The 22,064-nt window shown below is 61.2% G+C and carries 19 protein-coding genes and 1 pseudogene; 10 read left to right on the plus strand and 10 right to left on the minus strand.

All coding sequences use genetic code 11. The features are described 5' to 3' along the window. The first annotated feature begins 249 nt into the window (after positions 1 to 249). From V5279_RS35715 to fixJ, 3 genes are all read left to right on the plus strand, one after another. Positions 250 to 606, plus strand: coding sequence for a hypothetical protein (locus tag V5279_RS35715; RefSeq protein WP_338691685.1), 357 nt, complete (start codon positions 250 to 252; stop codon positions 604 to 606). A gap of 321 nt (positions 607 to 927) precedes the next feature. Continuing rightward, entirely contained in the window at positions 928 to 2,355 is a 1,428-nt protein-coding gene (locus V5279_RS35720; RefSeq protein ID WP_338691686.1) for a PAS domain S-box protein, read from the plus strand. Further along, positions 2,352 to 2,960 carry a response regulator FixJ gene (fixJ, locus tag V5279_RS35725; RefSeq protein WP_338691687.1) on the plus strand — a complete coding sequence of 203 codons (609 nt, stop codon included), beginning with the start codon at positions 2,352 to 2,354 and terminating at the stop codon, positions 2,958 to 2,960. Before V5279_RS35720 ends, fixJ begins: the two co-directional genes overlap by 4 nt. 292 nt (positions 2,961 to 3,252) lie before the next feature. Here the strand turns inward: fixJ and V5279_RS47130 are convergent, their stop codons facing one another. Further along, a complete protein-coding gene (locus tag V5279_RS47130; protein WP_414645871.1) occupies positions 3,253 to 3,528 on the minus strand; it encodes a methyl-accepting chemotaxis protein in 276 nt (91 codons plus the stop codon). Further along, entirely contained in the window at positions 3,525 to 4,559 is a 1,035-nt protein-coding gene (locus tag V5279_RS35730; RefSeq protein WP_414645968.1) for a cache domain-containing protein, read from the minus strand. The genes V5279_RS47130 and V5279_RS35730 overlap by 4 nt, the downstream gene beginning before the upstream one ends. Before the next feature lie 204 nt (positions 4,560 to 4,763). Here V5279_RS35730 and V5279_RS35735 point away from each other — a divergent pair, with 204 nt between their 5' ends. From V5279_RS35735 to hemN, 4 genes and pseudogenes are all read left to right on the plus strand, one after another. Further along, a complete protein-coding gene (locus tag V5279_RS35735; protein ID WP_338691688.1) occupies positions 4,764 to 5,006 on the plus strand; it encodes a hypothetical protein in 243 nt (80 codons plus the stop codon). Positions 5,007 to 5,133: 127 nt separating this feature from the next. After that, positions 5,134 to 5,811 carry a helix-turn-helix domain-containing protein gene (locus tag V5279_RS35740; RefSeq protein ID WP_338691689.1) on the plus strand — a complete coding sequence of 226 codons (678 nt, stop codon included), beginning with the start codon at positions 5,134 to 5,136 and terminating at the stop codon, positions 5,809 to 5,811. Between the two features lie 414 nt (positions 5,812 to 6,225). Continuing rightward, positions 6,226 to 6,651, plus strand: a pseudogene (gene ccmE / locus V5279_RS35750) (cytochrome c maturation protein CcmE). Between the two features lie 149 nt (positions 6,652 to 6,800). Further along, entirely contained in the window at positions 6,801 to 8,153 is a 1,353-nt protein-coding gene (gene hemN, locus V5279_RS35755) for an oxygen-independent coproporphyrinogen III oxidase (RefSeq protein WP_338691690.1), read from the plus strand. Between the two features lie 324 nt (positions 8,154 to 8,477). Here the strand turns inward: hemN and V5279_RS35760 are convergent, their stop codons facing one another. The 3 genes from V5279_RS35760 to V5279_RS35770 are packed head-to-tail and all read right to left on the minus strand — an operon-like array spanning position 8,478 to position 11,234. Beyond that, on the minus strand, positions 8,478 to 9,869 hold the full coding sequence (locus tag V5279_RS35760; RefSeq protein WP_338691691.1) for an MBL fold metallo-hydrolase: 1,392 nt from the start codon (positions 9,867 to 9,869) through the stop codon (positions 8,478 to 8,480). Further along, positions 9,866 to 10,876: an LOG family protein gene (locus V5279_RS35765; protein ID WP_338691692.1), complete on the minus strand. Its 1,011-nt coding sequence runs from the start codon at positions 10,874 to 10,876 to the stop codon at positions 9,866 to 9,868. Before V5279_RS35765 ends, V5279_RS35760 begins: the two co-directional genes overlap by 4 nt. Before the next feature lie 10 nt (positions 10,877 to 10,886). After that, complete coding sequence (locus V5279_RS35770) at positions 10,887 to 11,234, minus strand: hypothetical protein (protein ID WP_338691693.1); 348 nt, start codon at positions 11,232 to 11,234, stop codon at positions 10,887 to 10,889. A 193-nt stretch (positions 11,235 to 11,427) separates the two neighbouring features. Here V5279_RS35770 and V5279_RS35775 point away from each other — a divergent pair, with 193 nt between their 5' ends. Together V5279_RS35775 and V5279_RS35780 are read left to right on the plus strand one after the other, a co-directional pair. Next, positions 11,428 to 13,836 (plus strand): phosphoketolase family protein, encoded by a 2,409-nt coding sequence (locus V5279_RS35775; protein WP_338691695.1) that lies wholly within the window; start codon positions 11,428 to 11,430, stop codon positions 13,834 to 13,836. A gap of 49 nt (positions 13,837 to 13,885) precedes the next feature. Then, positions 13,886 to 15,067, plus strand: coding sequence for an acetate/propionate family kinase (locus tag V5279_RS35780; protein ID WP_338691696.1), 1,182 nt, complete (start codon positions 13,886 to 13,888; stop codon positions 15,065 to 15,067). A 25-nt stretch (positions 15,068 to 15,092) separates the two neighbouring features. Here the strand turns inward: V5279_RS35780 and V5279_RS35785 are convergent, their stop codons facing one another. Genes V5279_RS35785 through V5279_RS35795 form a run of 3 tightly spaced genes read right to left on the minus strand, consistent with a single transcriptional unit; the run spans position 15,093 to position 18,067 of the window. After that, positions 15,093 to 16,202, minus strand: a complete 1,110-nt coding sequence (locus tag V5279_RS35785) for an ABC-type transport auxiliary lipoprotein family protein (RefSeq protein WP_338691697.1) — start codon at positions 16,200 to 16,202, stop codon at positions 15,093 to 15,095. A gap of 15 nt (positions 16,203 to 16,217) precedes the next feature. Further along, complete coding sequence (locus tag V5279_RS35790; protein WP_338691698.1) at positions 16,218 to 16,952, minus strand: ABC transporter ATP-binding protein; 735 nt, start codon at positions 16,950 to 16,952, stop codon at positions 16,218 to 16,220. A 2-nt stretch (positions 16,953 to 16,954) separates the two neighbouring features. Further along, entirely contained in the window at positions 16,955 to 18,067 is a 1,113-nt protein-coding gene (locus V5279_RS35795) for an MlaE family ABC transporter permease (protein WP_414645872.1), read from the minus strand. A gap of 184 nt (positions 18,068 to 18,251) precedes the next feature. On the opposite strand from V5279_RS35795, the gene V5279_RS35800 reads away from it, so the two are divergent. Beyond that, a complete protein-coding gene (locus V5279_RS35800) occupies positions 18,252 to 18,662 on the plus strand; it encodes a hypothetical protein (protein ID WP_165128243.1) in 411 nt (136 codons plus the stop codon). On the opposite strand, the gene V5279_RS35805 is transcribed toward V5279_RS35800, so the two are convergent. Next, positions 18,632 to 21,403: a bifunctional acetate--CoA ligase family protein/GNAT family N-acetyltransferase gene (locus tag V5279_RS35805; RefSeq protein ID WP_338691702.1), complete on the minus strand. Its 2,772-nt coding sequence runs from the start codon at positions 21,401 to 21,403 to the stop codon at positions 18,632 to 18,634. The genes V5279_RS35800 and V5279_RS35805 overlap by 31 nt on opposite strands. Continuing rightward, the gene (locus V5279_RS35810; protein WP_165128239.1) at positions 21,385 to 21,861 is read right to left on the minus strand and encodes an HPP family protein; all 477 of its coding nucleotides are present in this window, start codon (positions 21,859 to 21,861) and stop codon (positions 21,385 to 21,387) included. Before V5279_RS35810 ends, V5279_RS35805 begins: the two co-directional genes overlap by 19 nt. Positions 21,862 to 22,064 lie beyond the last annotated feature (203 nt).

Here is a 22,064-nt window from a genome sequence, read left to right on the forward strand (position 1 = left end):
TCGGGTTCAAGGCCTGCTTCCCGACGACACGTCCGAGCCAGCGGCTGACGATCTGCACTCAATCTCCTGCGCCGCGTGCGACGGCGTCCATTTCTTCAACCTGAGGACCGGGAAAGTCATCGGTCCCAAGCCCGTTTGAGTAGATCGTTAGCTCCGGTGCAGGCCAGAAGCTGGCCGGTTGACACATATCAACACACCCGCACCGGCGACATGGGAGATAGCAACTTCCCTCAACAAAGGATGTTGAACATGACAGATCTTAGCGATTCCCGTCCCATTGCCGACGCCATCCAGAGCTGCGCGAAGCGGGCAATGGTCGTCCAGTCGAATTTCGCGGAAAAGCTGATTGAGGCAAACCGGCACTGGTTCGAACAGGTCCAGATCGAATCGACCGAAGCCTGGGAGCTCTTCCGCAAGTTCAATTCCGTTGCTACCGTGGCTGAAAAAATCACGGCTTTGCAAGACTGGACCAAAGGTGTCACCGCGCGCAGCGCAGAAGACGCGACGTACGCGATCGAGACCGCGCGTTCATTGGGCACCATCGAGCTTAACCTAGTTGCTCGAAAGACCGGCGGTGCCGACGAGGCAACTCAGAAAGCTGCCTGACGTGCCGACACACGACGCCCCAGAGCGCCCGGAGGCCGGCGTCAGCGAAACATGGGAGGGGGTCGCGACCGCCCCCTTCGATCGAGACCTTGAGCTCGCCGTGATTGAGGGCAACGCCATTCACAAGCTCGTCTTTCCCTGCCGCCGCATCCTGGGTGGCTGGCTGAAGGCGGAGACTGCTGAACGCATCTTGGTCCAGCCGACACATTGGCGCGCTTGGGTGAAGTAGCTCGCGACCCTTGCCCTGGATAGAACCGCCAGTGGCTTCGAGCGTCCGAACGGTGTAATATCTCACGGTTTGAGGGCTCTGCCCGGGGGAATATGTCTGACCGCATCTGGTACCGCTATGGCACTGCTGCAGCAGCAGCCGCGCTCGTTTTCGCAGTGCGCGCGGGACTCGATAACTATTTCGAAGACCGGACCTTCACGATCATATACGTTCCGGCGGTGCTGTTTGCCGCCTTCGGCGGCGGCCGTGGCCCGGCGATTCTCACCACCCTACTCTGCCTCGCCATCAGCGCTAAATTCCTCGGCAGAAGTCTGGTCACCGAACCTGCCAATCTCATCGACATCGCATGTTTTGCGGTCCTCGGGCCCATTCTTGGATTCATGGGCGACCGGCTACTGAGGGAAAGCGATCAAGCGCGAAATCGCCAGACCCATCTGCAATCCATCTTGGACACGGTCCCTGACGCCATGATCGTGATCGATGATCATGGCATCATTCGCTCCTTCAGCGCAGCCGCGGAGCGCCTGTTTGGCCGAAAGACCGACGAGATCGTCGGAAAGAATGTTTCGAGCCTGATGCCCCAGCCGTATCGCGGCGAGCACGACCGGTATCTCGAGCGTTACCTTACGACCGGCGAACGGCGTATCATCGGTATCGGCCGCATCGTGGTCGGAGAGCGGAGTGATGGCTCAACCTTCCCAATGGAGCTTGCCGTTGGGGAGGCCCGGGTGCGCGGCGAACGTTTCTTCACCGGCTTCATCCGAGACCTCACCGAGCGTCGCGCGCAGGAGCGACGGCTTCAGGAGCTGCAGTCCGAACTGGTCCACGTGTCGCGGTTGACCGCAATGGGCGAAATGGCGTCCTCCATCGCCCATGAGATCAACCAGCCGCTGTCAGCCATCACAAACTACATGCGCGGCGCAAAGGTATTGCTGACGTCAGAGACGCCGGACCCTACGCGAATTCGCGACGCACTAGAGCGGGCCGCGCTGCAAGCGTTGCGGGCCGGCGACATCATCAAGCGCCTGCGCGAGTTTGTTGCCAAGGGCGAAACCCAGCATTCCCTGGAGAACCCTGCTACCCTGCTGGAAGAGGCCGTGGCGCTTGCACTACTTGGCGCCAAGGAGCAGGGAGTCAGGGTAGCGATCCGCAGCGACCGGGACATGCCCTCGATCGTCGTCGACAAGATCCAGATCCAGCAGGTCGTGCTGAACCTGATTCGCAACGCGATAGAGGCTATGGCCTCCGGTCCGCGCCGCGAATTGACCGTCGGAGTTGCCAAGATTGACGGCGATGCGACGTTCACCATTTCCGATACCGGTCCGGGCATCAGCCCTGATATCGCCGATCGCCTGTTTCAACCCTTTATCACGACCAAGGAGCATGGCATGGGAGTCGGCCTCTCGATCTGCCGGACCATCGTCGAATCCCACGGCGGGCGCATCGACGTGATGCCAAACGCTGGCGGCGGCACGGTTTTTCAGTTCACCCTCCCATTTGCGGAGGACGGAGACGCATGACTACGCGGCGCACGATTCTTGTGATTGACGATGACCCTGCGATGCGTGACTCGCTCGCCTTCCTTCTCGACGTCAACGGCTTTGCCGTAATGACTTACGAGACGGCCACCGATTTTCTCGATCATTTCGCCAGCAGTACGGTCGACTGCATCGTATCTGATATCCGCATGCCCGGCATGAGTGGTCTCGAACTGGTCCGAAAACTGAAGGCAGACGCGGCGGCATGTCCCGTCATTCTGATGACTGGCCATGGTGACGTCGCACTTGCGGTCGAGGCGATGAAGGCCGGTGCGGTCGACTTTATTGAAAAGCCCTTCGAGGACGAGACGCTGCTGCGTGCAATCGGCGAAGCCTTGCGAACACAGTCGGCAGTGCCAGCCGACGGCTCGGCCAGGCGTGAGGCTGAAGCTCGCCTGGTGGACCTCTCTCCACGCGAGCGCGACGTCCTGCGGGGGCTCGTGGCGGGAAAGATCAACAAGGTGATCGCCCACGACCTTGGCATCAGCCCCCGAACCGTCGAGGTTTACCGGGCGAACCTGATGGCCAAGACCAATGTGCGCAGCATGTCGGAACTCATGCGCATCGCGATCGCTGCCGGGCTCTAGACGTTCGCAGAAAGCGATCATTCAAAGCTTTTTGTCCACGGAAATTGAAGACACGCCAAGCTCCCGTCGGTGAGGCAGAACATCGCCAAGCGTATCCTGGAATTTGAACCAAGGGCCGCCGCTCGCAGAGGCATAGGTAGTTATACGTAATTCCAACTGGAAGCAGACGGTACGATAGTGCGCGGATTGATTGAATCGAGTTGCAGGGAATGCTCTTCAACGCGCTGTCGTCGTCGCCCGCGCTCGACCTGCAGGCCTATGCCGACATCGATCATTTCCGTAAAAGCTAGCGTTACTTGCAGGCTTCGAGCATCCCGCTCACGGCGGCACTGTTTTCCATCCTACGGGCCAGCCTGTCGTTGCCCTCATCGGCCGCCACAACCGCGAAACCGCCGCCAGCGATCCCGGCTCGCGCTGCTTCGATCGTGGCATTCAATGCCAGGAGGTTTGTCTGGCCCGCGATTTCGCTGATTAGGCTCGTCACAGTTCCCACCTTTAACGCAGCTTCCGACAGCTTGGCGATTGTGGCCTGGGCTTGCGTCGATGCCGTCACGGCCTCCAGCGTCAAGGAACGCGACGTCCCCACCTGATCGGCGATCTGCGATATCGACGCGGCAGCTGCGAGGATGCTCTTGCGACGGTCTGGGCGTTTGTAAGTGCCTCTTCGGCAGCCGCAGCGACACTGCCGCTGTTTCTCTCCACAGTGAGTGCCGTATCCCTCATCATCGAAGCGTTTCTTGCCATCCGATCCGTACCGGAGGCGACTTCGCCGACAGCGACTTTTGTGGCATTCTCGACATTTGCTGCCATCTGAGCCCGCGCTTCCTCGGTCGCACGCCGTCTCTCTTCGTCTTGCCTTAGCTCGTCGCGTGCCCTTTCGGCTGCCCTGCCCCGGAATTGTTCGATTGAACGCGCCATGTCGCCCAGTTCATCGTGCCGGTCGAGTCCCGGGAGCTTCATGTCAAAATCTCCGCCGCTCAAACGGTCGAGGGCGCCCGTCATTGTGACGAGAGCTTTGGATACTCGTCGAGCAAGCAGCAGTGTTACCAGCCCGACGGACACTACGACCGCGGCAGCAATCATGATGATGCTTTGTGCCCGTGCCCAAACTTGAGCCTGGAGATCGTCGACATACACTCCTGTCCCAATGACCCAATTCCACGGTTGAAATCCCGCAACAAACGATAGCTTGGGCTGAGGCGCATCCAGCCCCGGCTTCGGCCATTGATAGTCGACGAACCCTTCGCCCTTCCGCTTAACGATCTCGGCAAACTCGACTAAGAGCCGCTTGCCGGTCGGATCCTTGATGTCACGCAAGTCCTTCCCATCGAGTTCCGGCTTGATCGGATGCTTGACCATCGTGGGGCCGAGATCGTTGATCCAGAAGTAATCCCCGTTCCCGAACCTTAGTGGGCCGATTCTGGCGGCGCGTTGCGACGGGCAGTGTCTCCATCTGTCCCGCGGCCTGCGACAGCGACATGCTCTTCCTGTGCAATGCTCAGAGCCTTCAGCTCGCTCTGCCGCTGCCCGCGCAAAGCGTCCGCCAAATTGCTTATTTGGATAGCGGCCAGGCCGGTGAGCCCGCGATGCGTCCGAAATGCGCCGCTTCCGCATTGATCTGGATCACGCGAATTGAGCCGATAAGGATGAGATAGATCAATGCGGCCATCGGCCTTCCCTGCCTTTATAAAGGAAGAAGAGCGGAGAACAGCAATGTTCATATTGGCGCGCATCGTCGTGACGGGCTCCGCGATAGACCCAGGTCATCTGACAGCCCTCCGTACGAGGATAGGAGAAGCATCGATGGACGAGATCACACATTTCATCGCGGTGCCTTACGATCGCGCGGATTGCCGCCTCATTCCCGGCCAACAGCTCAAATGCGCCAATCCGTCTTCGGCAATAGAACACGCCAAGCACATGTGGAAAGTACTGGGCCACGCCGGCGCTGCTGCAATCATCCGTGCCGGCCATCCGGAGACCGAAACCACCGTGCTGAGGACATACGGGATGGTGCCAAACGACCTGGAACATCTCCAGCGTTAGACCGAGCCACCTGCAGGAGCACCTACGTATAGTTACGTAGGTGGATTCTACTTAGGGGAAACATCCAAATTTTCTACGGCCCCAATTGCGATCAATCTGCACCCGTCATCCACGATGGAGTGCCGCTATGCAGACCCAGGCCGCCGTTTCCTTCGAGACCGCACGTCATCCGGTCAGAGCCATTCCAGCAGCAACTCCCGCGACCGGCCCGTTCGGCGCGATGGGTACCCCAATGCGGTTTGCCCGCTGCACCGAGATCTACGGCGAGGACGAGGACGCGGAGTATCTCTATCAGGTCATCGCCGGCGCAGTGCGGACCTACAGGATCCTGGAAGACGGACGCCGCCAGATCGGCGCCTTCTATCTGCCCGGAGACATTTTTGGTCTCGAGGCCGATGAAATCCACATATATTCCGCCGAGGCGGTCTGTGAGACCCGCCTCGTGGCAGTGAAGCGCAGCGCGCTGATCGCCCGTGCCGCCCAAGAAAAGGAGCTTGCGCGCCAGCTCTGGAATGAAACCGCGCGCGAGCTGCGCCGCTTCCAGGAGCATCTGAGTCTCCTGATCAGCACCGCTGAAGAGCGGGTCGTCGGCTTCCTGCTCGACATGAAACGCCGCGTCGCTAAGAATAACGTCGTCGAACTGTCGATGTCGCGGCAAGACATCGCCGACTACCTTGGTCTGACGATCGAGACCGTATCGCGCACCTTCACCCAACTCGAGCAAAGCGGTGCGATTTCGCTGCCGACCTCGCGTCGTGTCGAGCTGCATAGGCATGCGACGCTGAATCGTCTGGCCGCAGCGTAGGAACAGCGAGCGGCCATCGCGACCAAGGCAAGCACGAAAACCGGCCGCCAAGCCGCAATGCGACACCCCGCCAAATGGGGGTCGTGAGCAAGTCACGAACACCGATTGCGGTGTCCGCGTTGTCGAAGGCGCGCATCGCGCCTACATGACCGACTTCATCCGGGATCCGAAGTCGGGCGGCTGCGCGGCCGGCGTTCAGCCGACCAACTGGGCTTCCGGCTGGTCGTTGAGCGCCCCGGCACCGTCTTGGCCAACGCAATCCGGAAGGCCGCGAAACTGGTGCGTCGGACGTAGACGATGCGCACGGCGCGTCTTCGGTTTTGAGCTGGCGCAAAGTATCGGCACGATCCAGGCCATAAAAATGGGTATCGGCGTAACCAACGGGCCACAGCGTCACTAATAGCGCGGAAAGACATGACACGTAAGCAACGGCGGCCGGTGATGATCGGCAGTTCCCTAGCGGTACTCGGCATCGCGGCGGGACTGGTTCTCAGCGGGCCTCGTGATTCCATCGTGTTCTTCACTACTCCCACGATGGCAGCCGAGCGGCACATCGGAGCGGGCAAGCGCTTCCGGCTCAGCGGCTTGGTCCAGCCGGGCTCGCTGGTGCGGGAGGGACGGTCTGGCGACAACGTTCCTTATCGCTGACGGCGGAGCCAGCGTCCCGGTCAATTACGGAGGGATTCTGCCGGATCTGTTCAGAGAGGGACAAGATGTCGTCGCCGAAGGCGCGCTCGACGCATCGGGCGTGTTCCGCGCCGACACGGTTCTGGCGAAGCACGACGAAACTTACATGCCCAGGGAAGTTTTGCTGATGCCTTGAAGAAGCAGGGCCATTAGAAAGACGATAACCGTTAACCCCAGGTGGAAATGTGCTCGGTCGTGATCCGCGTCGTCGCCAAATCCTTCCCAGCTTTGCCGAAGTTGACCTGACGCAACGTTCGCGAATGCGATTTCCTGCAACGTTCGCCCCAGAGGAAAGGCAGACAATGCGCTCAGATCTCGCTAGACGATACGGACCGGACCGGCTCCCCCGCTACACCAGCTATCCCACGGCTCCGCACTTCAATCCGACGATCCGCGGGGTTGACTACCGTCGATGGTTGAAGTCGATAACGCCGCGGCACCCCGCCTCGATCTACCTACATGTTCCGTTCTGCCGATCCATGTGCTGGTACTGCGGTTGCCACACCTCGGTCACCAAACGCGACGATCCTATCGCCGTCTACGCGTCGAGCCTACTTACCGAAGCGCACCTGGTTGCGGATACCATCGGTCATCGGCAACCGATCTCGCACATCCACTTCGGTGGCGGCACGCCGACGATCATGACGCCGGAAACCTTCGCCGATCTCGTCGGCGCGTTGCGCTATTCCTACTTCGTGCTGCCCGACGCCGAGATCGCCGTGGAGATCGACCCGCGGACCTTGACCGAACCCATGTCGGAAGCTCTGGGTTTCAGCGGCGTCAACCGCGCGAGCCTCGGCGTTCAAAGCTTCGATCCGGCGGTCCAATGCGCGATCAATCGCCTCCAGAGCTTCGATCAGACTACCAGGTGCATCGAATTGCTGCGACGCGCGGGTATCGGGAAGCTGAACTTCGACTTGCTGTACGGATTGCCGCTACAGACGGTGGATTCGTGCCTGGACACCGTCGCCAAGTGCATCGAGCTGCGCCCGGACCGGTTCTCGGTGTTCGGCTACGCGCATGTTCCCTCGTTCAAGAAACACCAGCGCAAGATCGACGAGGACGCCCTGCCCGACAGCATCGAGCGTCACCTTCAGTCCGACGCGATCGCGGATGCACTCGTCGATGCCGGCTACGTGCGGATCGGCTTCGACCACTTCGCCCTTCCCCATGACAATCTCGCCATCGCAAGACGGGAGGGCCGGCTACGGAGAAACTTCCAGGGCTATACCGACGATGTTGCGGACACGCTGATCGGAATCGGAGCAAGCTCCATAGGCCGCATGCCGCAAGGGTTCGTGCAAAACGCGGTGGCCACCCGCGACTATCTGGCACGCGTCGCCGACGATCGGCTTGCAACCATCAAGGGCTACGCCTTCACGGAAGACGACCGCTTCCGCGCCGACATCATCGAGCGGGTCATGTGCGACATGGCCGTGGATCTATCCAGAATAGCGAGGTCGCATAATAGGGACCCGGGGACTGCCGTCATTGATCGGGCGCGCTTTCTCAGCCTCATCGCGGACGGTGCCGTGAGCATGAAGGACGATCGGATCTCCATGAGCGACGGAGCCGAATTCCTGGTCCGTAGTTTGGCTTCCACCTTCGACGCCCATCTGGCTCGATCGAGCGCGACCCACAGCCGCGCTGTCTAGCGTCACGCTAATTACGATCTCAGCGCGTCTCTTCGGCGGAGTGTTCTTACGACTTCGGTGCGCGACGTGCCGACGAGCCGAAGCCGACACTCGACAGCCGGGGGATCGGTTTATCGCGATCGTGCTTGCCCGGCGGCGGTTGTGCGGCCCATGCATCGAACGCCCCCCAGAAGCGTGTCCAACCGCAGCCCCGACTTACATTGAATCCTTTTGCGCAAGCTCAAAAACTTCGAAGGACCGGGTGGGGTTAAATACCTGTCACGAGGCGAGCGACCCATCCTCCCTTGCGGTTGTCTCGAGCGCGCCAAACTTTCGCAAGGTCGGCTACCATAGATCGAATACATCACCGCGACGCGGCGCCTCGACCCGCTGTCCCGACAATTGGTCGGAGAGCAGCTGCATCGCGGGTTCTTCGCCATGGACAAGAAACGTTGTTTCGCATCCCTCGATGCGCCGCCGCCATGCAAGAAGTTCGCTCTGATCCGCATGGGCCGAAAATCCATTGATCGTGTAAATCGTACTGCGGACAGGAATGTCCTCTTCAAACAAGCGCACGGACTTGGCTCCATCGATGATTTGCCGCGCGATCGTGCCGGATGCGGCGAATCCCACGAATATGATTGCCGCTTCCTTTCGCCAGATGTTGTGTCGGAGATGGTGGCGAATCCTGCCCCCTGTGCACATGCCCGATCCGGCCATAATGACAGCACCACCAGATATCCGGTTGATCGCCACAGAATCGGCGCTCTCGCGAACGAGGTGCAGATTGGCAAGGTGCAGCGGGTCTTGCCCTTCACGAAACAGACTAGCCGCCTCGGAGCTGAGGCATTCGAAATGCCGCTTGAATATCTCGGTTGCCTCGATCGCCATTGGCGAATCCAGGAAGACCTGCATGGTGGGCGGAAGCCGGCTGCGCTCCACGCTCTGGCGCAGGATATAGAGAATTTCCTGGGCCCGCTCGAGCGCGAACGTCGGAATGATGACGTTGCCACCTCTCGACAACGTGCTGCTGATCGCGCCGTGCAATTCCTCGATGGAGTCCCCGATGGATCGGTGAGGTCGGTCTCCATAAGTCGATTCCATCACGACAATGTCGGCCCGAGCCGGTGGTTGGGGGGGACGCAGGAGCGGACGGCCGGCATTGCCGAGATCACCTGAGAACAGGATCGATCGGGTGCCGCCGTGGTCGCCGACCTCCATCAGAATGCTCGCGGAACCGAGAATATGTCCGGCATCGAAGAATGTCGCGCGAAGGTCCGACGCAAGCTGCAGCGGCTGGCCATACTCGGCCGTTCTTCCAAAACGATCGAGGCAATTGAACGCATCGAGAACGGTATAGAGCGGCGGTGGCGCGTCCTCTTCTCCGCGCCTGCGACGTTGGCGGGTTCGCCGCCGCGCCTCTTCTCCCTGCAGATGCGCGGCATCAACGAGTACCAGGCGCGACAGCTCACGGCTGGCCGACGTCGTGATCACCTCGCCCTTGAATCCCCGTTTGACGAGCAATGGAAGCCTGCCGCAATGATCCAGATGAGCGTGAGTCAGGAGAACATAGTCTATGGTCGCGGGATCGAAACCAAAGTCGGCGGCATTCTCTTCACCGACGTCTCGGCTACCCTGAAACAGGCCGCAATCGATGAGGATGCGCCGGTCCAGGCATTCAAGCAGATGACAGGATCCTGTCACTGCCCGATCGGCGCCGTGGAAGGATAATTTCACGATTGCGGCTCCGGGCCGGTGGATTCGGCACTTGAAGCGCCCTCTCGAGCCGGAAGAAGCGGCCGGCCCGCAGTCTCATACCAAAGTAGAATGTCCTGCCACGCTTGCTCGGCCGACTCTGCAAACCAAAAGAGATCTCGGTCTTCCGGATCGATGACTCCCTCATCCACCAGGAAGTCCGGATCAAACGCGCGACGCCAATACGACTCGCCAACCAATATGACCGGCACCAGTGCGATCTTTCGCGTTTGGGCCAACGATAATACCTCGAACAGCTCGTCCATGGTTCCGAACCCGCCAGGAAAGGCCACGAGCGCCCGGGCACGCATCAAAAAATGCAGCTTTCGCATCGCGAAATAGTGGAATTTGAAGCAAAGCTCCGGCGTGACATATGGATTCGGGTACTGCTCTTTCGGAAGAGAGATGTTGAGTCCGATCGATTCGGCACCCGCATCGTGCGCGCCCCGGTTGGCGGCCTCCATAATCCCAGGTCCGCCGCCGGTCATGATCATGGTACGGCCGCCGATCGTCCTTTCGCTTGCGGCACCGACGATCTGGCCGAACCTACGTGCCATCTCATAGTACTTGGCTTTTCCCGCGATGCTTCTCGTGCTCTTGAGACGACGCCGCAGCCCTTCATCTTCGGGATTCGACAACAGCCGTCCAGCTATCGCTTCTACCGTCCGTTGGGCCGCTTGCGCCTCACAAACGCGCGTGCTGCCAAAGACGACGATGGTATGGGCTATCTGTCGCTCCCGGAGCAGGGCTTCTGTCTTGAGGAAATCGAGCTGAAGGCGGACGCCGCGCGTCGCCTCGCTCTGCATGAAATCGGCATCCTGATCCGCCTCCTGATAGCTTGGCGACATCAGTATCCTGCGCAAGGCCTCGGGCGCGCGCGAATCAACTTCAGCGCTCTCGGGTTGTTGACCTGGAAGCGCATCAGCTCTGTCGACGTGATGCTCGGGGCTCGGCATCGAACCGGAGCGAGCGGACCGGGGACCGGTCATATGCCCCCTCCTATCCACTGTTTCGCTCAAGCACCGCCCCAACCTGTTCTGTGTGGCAAGGGGCGAGTGCCGCGCTGCCTTTCAGGGCCTCGCGAACTTCGTCATCTTCCAATTTGTCCAGGAACCAGTGGCGATCAGCGGGCTGCTCCGCGCGACTGACAGTTGGAGTGTCTTGGTGAGGCTCTGCTTGTTCGACAATGGGCAATTTCGCTTGATCGGCCATGGTGACGCTCGTCAGGAGGATGAGAATACTGGCAGCATCCGCGATTGCCCGAACAGACGCATTGAGCAGGGTCAATCCGCAGCAGAAGACGACGGGAACTTTCCGGAGGGGCAGCGTGGGGCCTGTCTTTTCCACTTTCGGCCGTCGGCCGTCTGAGCGGCTTCGCGAAGGCGTGATAGCCCACCGTTGCCGGGAACAATGAGGCTCGGGCGAGCATTGGCCAGCATCTTTGAGCTGGCTCAAGCTATTCCCGTCACATTGGCCTTTTAACTCGGAACCGATTAGCAGATTTTGAGGTCATTCCTGACCCCTTCCTCGGGAGAGCGGCATGCAATCAGTCACGGGTCCAAATGAGCGAGCGCAGGTCAAAGATCTCGAGTTGCTCGACCGTTACTGGCGAGCCGCCAATTTCCTTTCCATTGGCCAGATCTACCTGCTGGCAAACCCACTTCTGAGCGAGCCGCTTAAACCCGAGCACATCAAGCCGCGATTGCTTGGTCATTGGGGCACCACACCGGGGCTCAACTTTATCTACGCTCATCTCAATCGTGCGATCCAAGCGTCCGATCTCAACGTCATCTATGTCTGCGGTCCCGGGCATGGCGGTCCCGGCATGGTCGCCAATACCTATCTGGAGGGCACATACACGGAAATCTATCCGGAGGTGACGCGCGACCTGGATGGCTTGCAAAAGTTGTTCCGTCAGTTCTCCTTCCCCGGAGGCATTCCGAGCCACGCGGCGCCGGAAACGCCGGGTTCAATTCACGAAGGCGGCGAGCTGGGATATGCGCTGGTGCACGCGTATGGCGCAGTGTTCGACAACCCTGATTTGATCGCCGTTTGCGTCGTCGGCGACGGCGAGGCGGAAACCGGCCCACTCGCGGCGTCCTGGCACTCCAACAAGTTCTTGAATCCGATGCATGACGGCGCAGTGCTGCCGATCCTGCACCTCAACGGCTACAAGATTGCAAATCCTACCGTGCTGGGGCGGATGGATGACGAGGAAGTCCGCAGCCTCTTCATCGGCTACGGCTACGAGCCGCTGTTCGTCGAAGGTGACGATCCGCACGCCATGCACCGGCTGATGGCCGACACGCTAGACGTAGCGCTCGCCAATATCCGTTCCATCCAGCAACATGCACGCCAACAGGCTGCGGGCTTTCGGCGCGCCAAGTGGCCGATGATCGTACTGCGCAGTCCAAAGGGCTGGACGGGCCCGAAAGAAGTTGATGGATTGAAGGTTGAGGGATTTTGGCGCGCCCATCAGGTGCCGATCACCAATCCGCGAGGCAATCCCGAGCATTTGAAGCTGCTTGAGCACTGGATGAGGAGCTACGAGCCGGGCAAGCTGTTCGATGGGGACGGCCGGCTCGAACCGGATTTGCAGGCGCTCGCTCCGGCTGGCAACCGCCGGATGGGGGCCAATCCGCACGCCAATGGCGGCATGCTCAAGCGTGAGCTCAAGCTACCGGATTTCCGCAGCTATGCCGTCGACGTTCCGAGCCCCGGGGGCGTGGTCGCCGAGGCCACTCGCGAGCTCGGCAAGTTTCTGCGCGAAGTCGTGAGTCTCAATGCGAACGCCCGCAACTTCCGTATCATGGGCCCGGACGAAACCTCGTCCAACCGGCTGGACGCGGTGTTCGAAGCCACCGACCGGGTCTGGATGGAAGGGATCGAGCCCTACGACGTCCACCTCGCGCACGACGGCCGCGTGATGGAGGTGCTGAGCGAGCATCTCTGCCAGGGCTGGCTCGAAGGCTACCTGCTCACCGGCCGTCACGGCTTCTTCTCCTGCTATGAGGCTTTCATCCACATCGTGGATTCGATGTTCAACCAGCACGCCAAGTGGCTGAAGGTTTCGCGCGCGCTGCCGTGGCGGCGTCCTATCGCCTCGCTGAACTATCTCCTGACCTCGCATGTCTGGCGACAGGATCACAACGGTTTCAGCCATCAGGATCCCGGCTTCGTTGATCTCGTCACCAACAAGAAGGCCGATATCGTCCGCGTCTACTTTCCACCCGATGCCAATACTCTGCTGTGGGTCTCCGATCATTGCCTGCGCACCTACGATCGCATCAACGTGATCGTCGCGGGCAAGCAGCCCGCTCCGCAATGGCTTTCGATGCGTGAGGCGATCAATCATTGCGAGGCGGGCATCGGCATCTGGAAATGGGCCGGCACCGAGCCGCCCAACGCCGAGCCGGATGTGGTAATGGCTTGCGCCGGCGACGTTCCAACGCTGGAGACACTCGCCGCAGTCGATCTGCTGCACAAGGCGCTGCCGGACCTAAAGATTCGCGTGGTGAACGTCGTCGACCTGATGACGTTGCAGCCGAAGGAGCAGCATCCACACGGGCTGTCCGACCGCGACTTCGACAGCCTGTTCACGCGAGACAAACCGGTGATTTTCGCCTATCACGGCTATCCCTATCTGATCCACCGCCTGACCTATAACCGCGCCAATCATGCCGGCATGCATGTGCGCGGTTTCGCTGAGGAAGGCACCACCACGACACCATTCGACATGGTGGTGTTGAACGGGCTTGACCGCTTCCATCTTGCGATCGAGGCGATCGAGCGGGTGCCGGGGCTCGACATCAGCGCGGCCCACGTCAAGCAGGGATTCCGCGACAGGCTGACCGAGCATTCGCGTTACGTGCGCGAGCACGGCGAAGATATGCCGGAGATCCGAGACTGGGCGTGGTGCAACGGCGCAGGTGGTACGACACTGCGGTGATCGAGGATTTGAAAGGCCGCATCTGCAGCGAGCACGAAAGAGACCGCCGATGTCCGATCATGTCCTGGTGCTGAATGCAGGCTCTTCCAGCATCAAGTTCGGCTTGTTCGACATTGAACCCGTCGAGCCGGAACTGAAGTGTAAGGGCCTGATCGACGAGCAGCAAACGGCGCCACACATCGTGGTGACCGATGCGTCCGGAACACAGCTGTTCAAGAAAGGCCTTCCCGGCGGCGAAGGACAGCGGGTCGATCTGCTCAGCGGCATCTTGACCTGGATTGCTGACGGGCATCTCGCCGGGAACAGGCTTGTCGCGGTTGGCCATCGTGTCGTGCATGGCGGACGCGACTTCTTTCGCCCCATCATGATCGACGACCAAGCTCTCGCCGCGATGGACGCGTTGACCCCGCTCGCCCCGCTGCACCAGCCGCGCTGTCTGACACCGGTTTGTGCGGTGCAGTCGCTGCGGCCAGGCCTCGCGCAAATCGCCTGCTTCGATACAGCCTTCCATCACAACCTGACGCCGCTTGCGAGCCGCTTTGCCATTCCGCGCCATTTCGAAGACTGCGGCATCCGGCGCTATGGTTTTCACGGGCTCTCTTTCGAATATGTCGCGGGCCGCCTCGCCGCACTCGCACCGACGCAGAAGCACACGGTGGTGGCACATCTCGGCAATGGCGCCAGCCTCTGTGCCTTGCACGAGGGCAAGAGCGTCGACACCACCATGGGACTGACCCCACTCGACGGTCTCGTCATGGGAACACGCTGCGGCACGATCGATCCGGGCGTGCTGCTCTATTTGTTGCAAGAAGCGAAGATGTCCGCCGACGAGGTCCAGCATTTATTGTACGAAAAGTCGGGCCTGCTTGGCGTGTCCGGCATCTCGGCCGATATGCGCGCCCTGCTGGCAAGCCCGGAAGCCGCCGCACGCGACGCGATCGATCTCTTCACGTTCCGGGTTGCCGCGGAGGTCGCTGTGATGGCGACCTCGCTCAGCGGACTTGACGGCCTCGTGTTCACCGGCGGCATCGGTGAACACGCCGCTGAAATAAGGCAACGCATCTGTGATCGTCTCGCCTGGCTTGGCGTCAAGATGGATATGGCCGCAAATGCGCTGAGCAAGCAGCGTATCGCTGCGAAGGGCAGCCCGGTGGATGTGCTGGTCATTCCCACCAACGAGGAGATCAGCATTGCGCGGCACTGCCGCAGCCTGCTGTCTGCAGGTTGCTAGGTTGCGCCCACTACAACCGCCCTATTCAATCCGTCGCCGCAACCCACATCACGAGCTCGCGTGCGAGCGCGCCGAAGGCCCGATCAAATGCGGCTGCCGCCTCAGGCGGCGTCAGTGAGGTCATCTCTTCGGAGTCATCGAGAATCTTTGCAACCTTTACCTGACCATTCTGGTCCACTATCTTCGCAGAGAAGGAGATGATCGCGCGCGGCTGGGTTCCGAGCACGATTTCAAAACGACGGAGATCGATCAGCAGACGTGACGCACCTTCTACGCCGCTGTCGGCGCGGAACGGCGCATGTGCGATGTCGTAATTCTCGAAGCTCTGCAGTAGTCGCGCCTGCACCAGCGCCGGAAGGCTGTCGCTCCATTGCACGGCCTCAAACCCTTGATTTTCTTCATCCGGCGAGAACAGAAAACGCTGGGTCTGCAGGTGGGTAATCGCGGTCGGCTCAGCTATGATCAACGGCGCAGGCAGAGCTGCATGGTGTTGCAACCCGAAGCTGTCCACGGCGTGAAGGTCGTAGACTACCTTGCGCGGCGCGGGCGTACCGCCGCCCGTCATGCGCTCCAGCCCTGCCACGATGCCGTCAAGCTTGGAGGTGTTGCGCGCGAGTCCTTCAGCAAACGTACTTAGATTATCGATCGTGCTATGCAGCGGCGCCGCATTTTCAGACAGAACGGCATCCACCCGGCGCAGGGCATCGCGCGCGGCCTGCGTCATGCTCCGAACGGCGCCCTTTTCGGCCACCAGCGGCCCGCGCGCCGGCGGCGACGCGGGATCATCACCACCTTCCAGCGCAATCACGGGAACACCAGTCAACCCCTGGAAATCGAGACCAACGCGCGTGTCGCTATGCACCGGCGTGTGCTCAGCGACCGCGATCTTGGCGCGAACCTCGCGCGGGCGTTCCGGCACCAGCTCAAGTGCAGTCACCTCGCCGACGCGGATACCGTTGAAGAGGACGCCTGCACCAACGAGGAGCCCAGACACGGGATCGGTGAAAACAAGCTGATACGTCTCCCGCTTGCCAATGCCACCGACATTGTTCAGCCAATAGACAAAGCCGAACACCGCGACGATTGCCGATAATACGAATGCACCGACAATAATGTAGGGCGCGCGAATTTCCATGTGTTTCTCTCTCGTCTAGCTGCCCAAGCCGAGCATTTGCGCGCGGGCACCATGAAAGTAGGCCTTGACCCAAGGATGATCGGACTCGAGCACGGAGGGCAGCGATCCGATCGCTGCGATCCTGCCGTCTGCGAGCGCGGCAACGCGATCGCAGACGGCTTGTAGGCTGTTCAAATCATGCGTCACCATGAAGACAGTGAAGCGCAGCGTCCGGTGCAACGTCCGGATGAGGGCGTCAAACTCGCCGGCCGCGATCGGATCGAGGCCGGATGTCGGCTCATCGAGAAAGAGCAGCGCTGGATCGAGCGCCAGTGCCCTGGCAAGCGCAACACGCTTGGTCATGCCGCCCGAGAGCTCGGACGGAAACTTGTCCCCGTCTTCGCGCGCGAGGCCGACCATCTCGAGTTTTGCGTCCGCAATTTCGTCAAGCAGCCGCGGCGAAAGCCGCGCGCGCTCGCGCAGAGGAAACTGAATGTTCTGTCGAGCCGTCAGCGCCGAGAACAGCGCTCCCTGCTGGAACAGGATGCCCCAACGACGTTCAAGGCTGCCGCTTGCGAAATCGATCTGCCCGCTGCGCTTTGGCAGCAATCCCACCAACGTTCGCATCAGTACAGATTTTCCGCCACCGGATGCCCCTACGAGGCCAAGAATTTCCCCGTCCTTCACATCGAGGTCGAGGTGATCGAGGATGATCTTCTTGCCAAAGCCGACCACGAGGTCCCGTATGTGTATCGCCGGGGCGTCGGTCATGGCTACATCCCGATCGAGGCGAAGAAGACTGCAAACAGTCCGTCGAGCACGATCACCAGGAAGATCGATTTCACCACCGAGGCGGTCGTTCGCTCCCCGAGCGACTCCGCGCTGCCCTTGACGCTCAGCCCCTCCACGGCCGCGACAAGCCCGATCACGAGCGCCATGAACGGCGCCTTGATGATGCCGACCTCAAAATGCCTGACGGAAACCGCCTCATGGAGACGTGCGATGAAGATTGCAGGGCTCATGCCGCCATAGAGCCAGGCGATGAGCCCGCCGCCATAGAGCGCCGCGAGCGAGCCGAGAAAGGCAAGGATCGGCAACGCCACCACGAGCGCCAGGATTCGTGGCAGGATCAGGACTGCAACCGGATCGAGCCCCATGGTGCTGAGGGCATCAATCTCCTCACGCATCTTCATTGCGCCGATCTCGGCGGTATAGGCACTCCCCGATCGTCCCGCCACCATGATGGCGACGATCAACACGCCGATCTCGCGCAGCACGAGGATGCCGACCATGTCGACGACATAGGATTCCGCGCCGAAGCGACGGAAATGGAAAATCCCTTGCTGGGCGATGATGGCCCCGATCAGGAACGTGATCAGGGCTATGATCGGTACCGCTTGCCACCCCACTCGGCCGAGCTGGTAGACGGTTGATGTCAGCCGAAACGACCGCGGATGCCTGAGAATGCCTAGCAGGGCTGCGCTGACGGTACCGAGCATATGGAGGAATGCCCCCGAATCGGACGCCAGCCGCCGGCCGCCGCGGCCGAGCTGATCGAGCCTCTGCAGCAAGGGGTTGAACGATTTGCGTTCCGCAGGGCCGCCGCGGTTCAGTCCTCGCACCTCTTCCAACAAGTCATCGTGCGGACCGTCGGCACCGGTGAGGGCTGCTCTGGTTGCGCCACCGCGGGCCAGCTTTTCAAGCAGCCAAGCCCCGACTGTGTCGAGCGTGGTGATGTGACGCAGATCAATCGCCCCGATGTCAGTGCGCGCCGCCCCCTCGCACAGCTGCTCCAACTGCTCGACATTGGCAACGTTCCAGGCGCCGCATGCTGTTAGCAGGCGTGGATCGTCTGCGTTCGCTGTCAATGCCGGTACGCTGAGCAAGGGAACCAACTCCAAGTTTGCCTATCAAGCATAGGAGGCTGGCGGCGGCGGTGTTTGACACAACGCAATTTGCTTCAACGGCCTCCAGGTCGTTCTTGACGCAAATCAAACGGCTTTGCGGGCGGGAGGCCTATGATTTGGCATGTTTGGCCCGTCAGCACCGGGCACGCTCAGGAAGATTTCGATGAACCGCCCCGCTTTCAAGCCTTTGCCGAATACTGCGTTACCGCACTCATTCAGACAGGTCCGGCTCGAACGTGCACGCGAGCACGATCACCCCGAGGGCGCCTCCGCGATCGGCTATATCATCGTCGCTCCGCTAGACACGGCGTCGCGGATCGATGTCGAGACTTGGAAAACCCATCGCGAGGCCTGCCGTGTCGTTCGTCAGCGGCCCGACGAGGACGATGAACTCGGCCACCTTGTGCACGGACCGAGCGACAGCTGGCGATTCCACTACGACGTGGCAGGGGCAGCCGCCGATGAAGCCGGATATCATTTCGGCAACGAGCGCTTTCGCCTCGGCGAATATGTCTCTGTCCGCGAGGCGGATGGCATGCATCCCTATCGGATCGTTGCGGTCTCGCCGCTTTGATCGCGCCCACGCCGGATCAGGATGTCGGTCCCCAAGGCATCCATCGCCGGAAGGGAGAGGTCTAGGACGACATTGATGATCCTGTGGTCGGTGGGCACTGCGGCGGCCGTGAAACCGAGCTCATGGCACATGTTCAGCATGGTCGTGTTCTCGGCCAGCACTTCGCCGGACAGCCGCTTGAGTCCTTCCGACCTCGCATAATGGATCAGGAGCTGCATCAACGCCCATCCCAGTCCTTTGCCCTTGAGGTCTGACTGCAGCAGGATAGCATATTCGGCATTCTCGTAGAGCGAGTCCGAATGAAGCTGGACTGCTCCCACCATCGCGCCAGTACTCGGATCCAGCGCCGCAAAGGCCATCGCACGCGCATAGTCGAGCTGAGTCAGCCGTGCAATGAACGTGTGCGAAAAATTCTTCATTGCCTGGAAGAAGCGAAGCCTAAGGTCCTCGGCGGTCACTCGCCTGAAGAAGTTCTCGACCATTAGCTCATCTTCCGGCCGCAACGGCCGTATCACGACGCGCGAGCCGCCCCTGAGGGCAAGCTCTCCTTCCCATTGAGACGGGTAAGGCCGCACCGCGAGCCGCGTCTGGCCGGCAAACAGCCGCACTGGTCTGCGGACTGCCACGCGCGCGTCGAGCGCAATCACGCCGCTCTCGTCTGCCAGTAGCGGATTGATGTCGAGCTCTGCGACTTCCGGAATATCGGCCGCCATCTGCGCCAGCTTGACGAGGGTGAGCGGCACGGCGTCGCCGGGGACAGCGGGCACGTCGCGATAGGCCGCAAGCAGCCGCGAGACCCGAGTCCGCCCCACCAGGTCGCGCGCCAGGTTCATGTCGAGCGGTGGCAGCGCCAGCGCCTTATCGTTGATCACCTCGACCGCGGTGCCACCGCGGCCAAACACGATCACGGGGCCAAAGGTAGGATCGTCGGCAATGCCGACGATCAGTTCGCGTGCCGCCCTCCGCTCGATCATCGGTTGGATCGTCACCCCCTGAAGGGTGGCATCGGGACGCGCGTTCCGGGCACGCGCGAGCACCGTCCGGGCCGCCTCGGCGATGCTTTCGCGAGTCAGCAAGCCGAGAATGACGCCGCCGATATCCGACTTGTGACGGACGTCGCGGGAAAGCAGCTTGACGGCCACCACAAGTCCCCGGGCCAGGAACGGCACGGCCTTCTCCGCGGCATCGTCGGCATCGCGCGCGGCAATCGTCGGCACCATCGGAATATCGTAAGCCTCAAACAGGGCGGCGATCTCGGCCGGGTCAAGCCATTCCCGCCCTTCGGACAGCGCCTTCGCGATTATGCGCCGCGCCGCAGCCGTTTCCGGCTTTAAGGTCGAGGCGATACCGGGCGGCGTTGCGGCCAGTGCGACGGAGGCTTCGCGGAATCTCACCAGATACGTGAAGGCGCGCACCGCATCATCCTCGGTCGGAAAATGCGGGATGTGGGCAGCTTCAAAGGTCGCCGCCGTGCGGTCGTCGGCACCATCCCACGATGCAAGCACCAGCGTGCCAACGTCGCTCTTCCTGGTCCGACGATCAAGAACACATTGTGCCACCGCTTCGGCGATTCCTTCGGCCGGCGCGACCGCCGTTTCCACGTTCATGACCAGCACCGCGTCACTGTTCGTGTCCTCGAGCAATGCGTCGAGCGCGGACACGTAGCGAGTGGCATCGGCGTCGCCGGAAATATCGACGGGATTGGCGCGAGACCAGCCTCGCGGCAGAACCCGATCGAGCCGAGCAATGATCTCCGTCGTCAAGTTCGCCGGAGTGCCCCCGAGTTCGGCAAGCCGGTCGATCGCTAGGATACCGAGCCCGCCGCCATTGGTCAAAACCGCCAGCCGGTTGCCGCGTGGAACAAAACCGCGGCCGAGCAACTCGGCGCAATCGAACAGTTCGCGCAGGTCGTACACACGCAGTATACCAGCACGGCGGAATGCTGCATCAAAGACGGCGTCTGAACCGGCCAGCGCGCCGGTGTGGGTGGCAGCGGCCTTGGCGCCCTGGGCCATCCTCCCCGCCTTGACGACGATTACCGGCTTGAGCCGCGCCGCGGAGCGCGCTGCGGACATGAACTTGCGCGCATCCTTGATGGCCTCCACATAGAGCAGGATCGCGTTGGTATGGTCGTCCAATGCGAAATAGTCGAGCAGGTCGGCAACGTCGACGTCGAGCTGGTCGCCGATCGAGACAATGCCGGAAAAGCCAAGCCGCCGTTGCGCAGCCCATTCGATCATCGCGGCAGCAATGGCGCCGGACTGCGAGATCAGGGCCATCCGTCCGTCGAATGGACGATGGGCCGCGAAGCTCGCATTGAGCTTCGCCTGCGGGACCATCAGCCCGATACAGTTGGGCCCGATCAGGCGTATGCCGTGCTTGCGCGCCGTCCGCGCAACCATTTCGGCAAGCGAGCCCGCGCCGTGCCCGAGACCCGCCGACAGGATCACCGCGCCGCCGACGCCGACCGCGGCGGCGTCCGAGATGATCACGGGTATCGCAGCCGCCGGCGCCGCGATCACGAGGAGATCCGGAACGAACGGTAGCGACTTGATGTCCGGGAACGTAGCTTCGCCGCCGATCTTAGCGTAGTTTGGATTGACCACGGCGATCCGGCCGACAAAGCCGCTCGCCTTGAGATTCCTGAGAACAGCCCCGCCCAACGACGACGGACGCGAGCTACCGCCGACAAGTGCTATTGTTCGCGGCAAAAGAACCCGCTCTAAGCCAAAAGTAGACATCGAACGGTCTCGCAGGGAACCAGCGGAGGCGCCTGTCGATTCGTGCAGCGCGCCAGAGCCCGCATGACGTCCTCGCGAGCGATAATTCCGAGCAGGTGGTGATGTCCGTCAACCACGGGCAGGCTCTTGAGCCGATGTGCGACCATCAGCTGCAGAACACGCTGCAGATTTGTGTCCGGCTCGACTGCAATCACATCGCACGACATGATCTCGTCGACTGTCGTCCCCATGCGATCGTCATAATGTGGCAATATGTGATCCGTCGTGAGCGCGAACACCTTAAGGGCGTCGAGTTTCGTGACGAACCCAACCACGATATCGTCGCGCAGGACGGGATAGGCATCATAGTCGTCTCTTGCGAACAGCCGGTAAAGATCGCCCACGCTCATCTCGGGAGCGACGCTCCGGACCGACTTCGTCATATTGCTCGCGACGGTTTCCTGAAGAAACTCGTACATGGCTGATCCCCTGGGTTGGATGGCACTTCGCGGAGGCACCGCGCCTGAGCAACTACCCCGCGAAGCGCTTACGCCACCGTCTTGATGTCGATCGCCTGTTCTACTTGGCGGCCAGCCTCTTGACGGTGGTCTTGAGCAGGCCCTTTTGGGTCTTGATTGCGAAGCAAAGCTAATCCGGAAGAGCCAATCGGCCGTTGACCAGG

The organism is Bradyrhizobium sp. 26S5 (assembly GCF_036923295.1).
GTDB classification, from domain to species: Bacteria; Pseudomonadota; Alphaproteobacteria; order Rhizobiales; family Xanthobacteraceae; genus Bradyrhizobium; species Bradyrhizobium septentrionale.

Bases quoted from the DNA above. Each gene is read 5' to 3' on its own strand.
- V5279_RS35715 (WP_338691685.1), top strand. From the start codon at position 250: ATGACAGATCTTAGCGATTCCCGTCCCATTGCCGACGCCATCCAGAGC.
- V5279_RS35720 (WP_338691686.1), top strand. From the start codon at position 928: ATGTCTGACCGCATCTGGTACCGCTATGGCACTGCTGCAGCAGCAGCC.
- fixJ (WP_338691687.1), top strand. From the start codon at position 2,352: ATGACTACGCGGCGCACGATTCTTGTGATTGACGATGACCCTGCGATG.
- V5279_RS35735 (WP_338691688.1), top strand. From the start codon at position 4,764: ATGGACGAGATCACACATTTCATCGCGGTGCCTTACGATCGCGCGGAT.
- V5279_RS35740 (WP_338691689.1), top strand. From the start codon at position 5,134: ATGCAGACCCAGGCCGCCGTTTCCTTCGAGACCGCACGTCATCCGGTC.
- hemN (WP_338691690.1), top strand. From the start codon at position 6,801: ATGCGCTCAGATCTCGCTAGACGATACGGACCGGACCGGCTCCCCCGC.
- V5279_RS35765 (WP_338691692.1), bottom strand. From the start codon at position 10,876: ATGACCGGTCCCCGGTCCGCTCGCTCCGGTTCGATGCCGAGCCCCGAG.
- V5279_RS35775 (WP_338691695.1), top strand. From the start codon at position 11,428: ATGCAATCAGTCACGGGTCCAAATGAGCGAGCGCAGGTCAAAGATCTC.
- V5279_RS35780 (WP_338691696.1), top strand. From the start codon at position 13,886: ATGTCCGATCATGTCCTGGTGCTGAATGCAGGCTCTTCCAGCATCAAG.
- V5279_RS35785 (WP_338691697.1), bottom strand. From the start codon at position 16,202: ATGGAAATTCGCGCGCCCTACATTATTGTCGGTGCATTCGTATTATCG.
- V5279_RS35790 (WP_338691698.1), bottom strand. From the start codon at position 16,952: ATGACCGACGCCCCGGCGATACACATACGGGACCTCGTGGTCGGCTTT.
- V5279_RS35800 (WP_165128243.1), top strand. From the start codon at position 18,252: ATGAACCGCCCCGCTTTCAAGCCTTTGCCGAATACTGCGTTACCGCAC.
- V5279_RS35805 (WP_338691702.1), bottom strand. From the start codon at position 21,403: ATGTCTACTTTTGGCTTAGAGCGGGTTCTTTTGCCGCGAACAATAGCA.
- V5279_RS35810 (WP_165128239.1), bottom strand. From the start codon at position 21,861: ATGTACGAGTTTCTTCAGGAAACCGTCGCGAGCAATATGACGAAGTCG.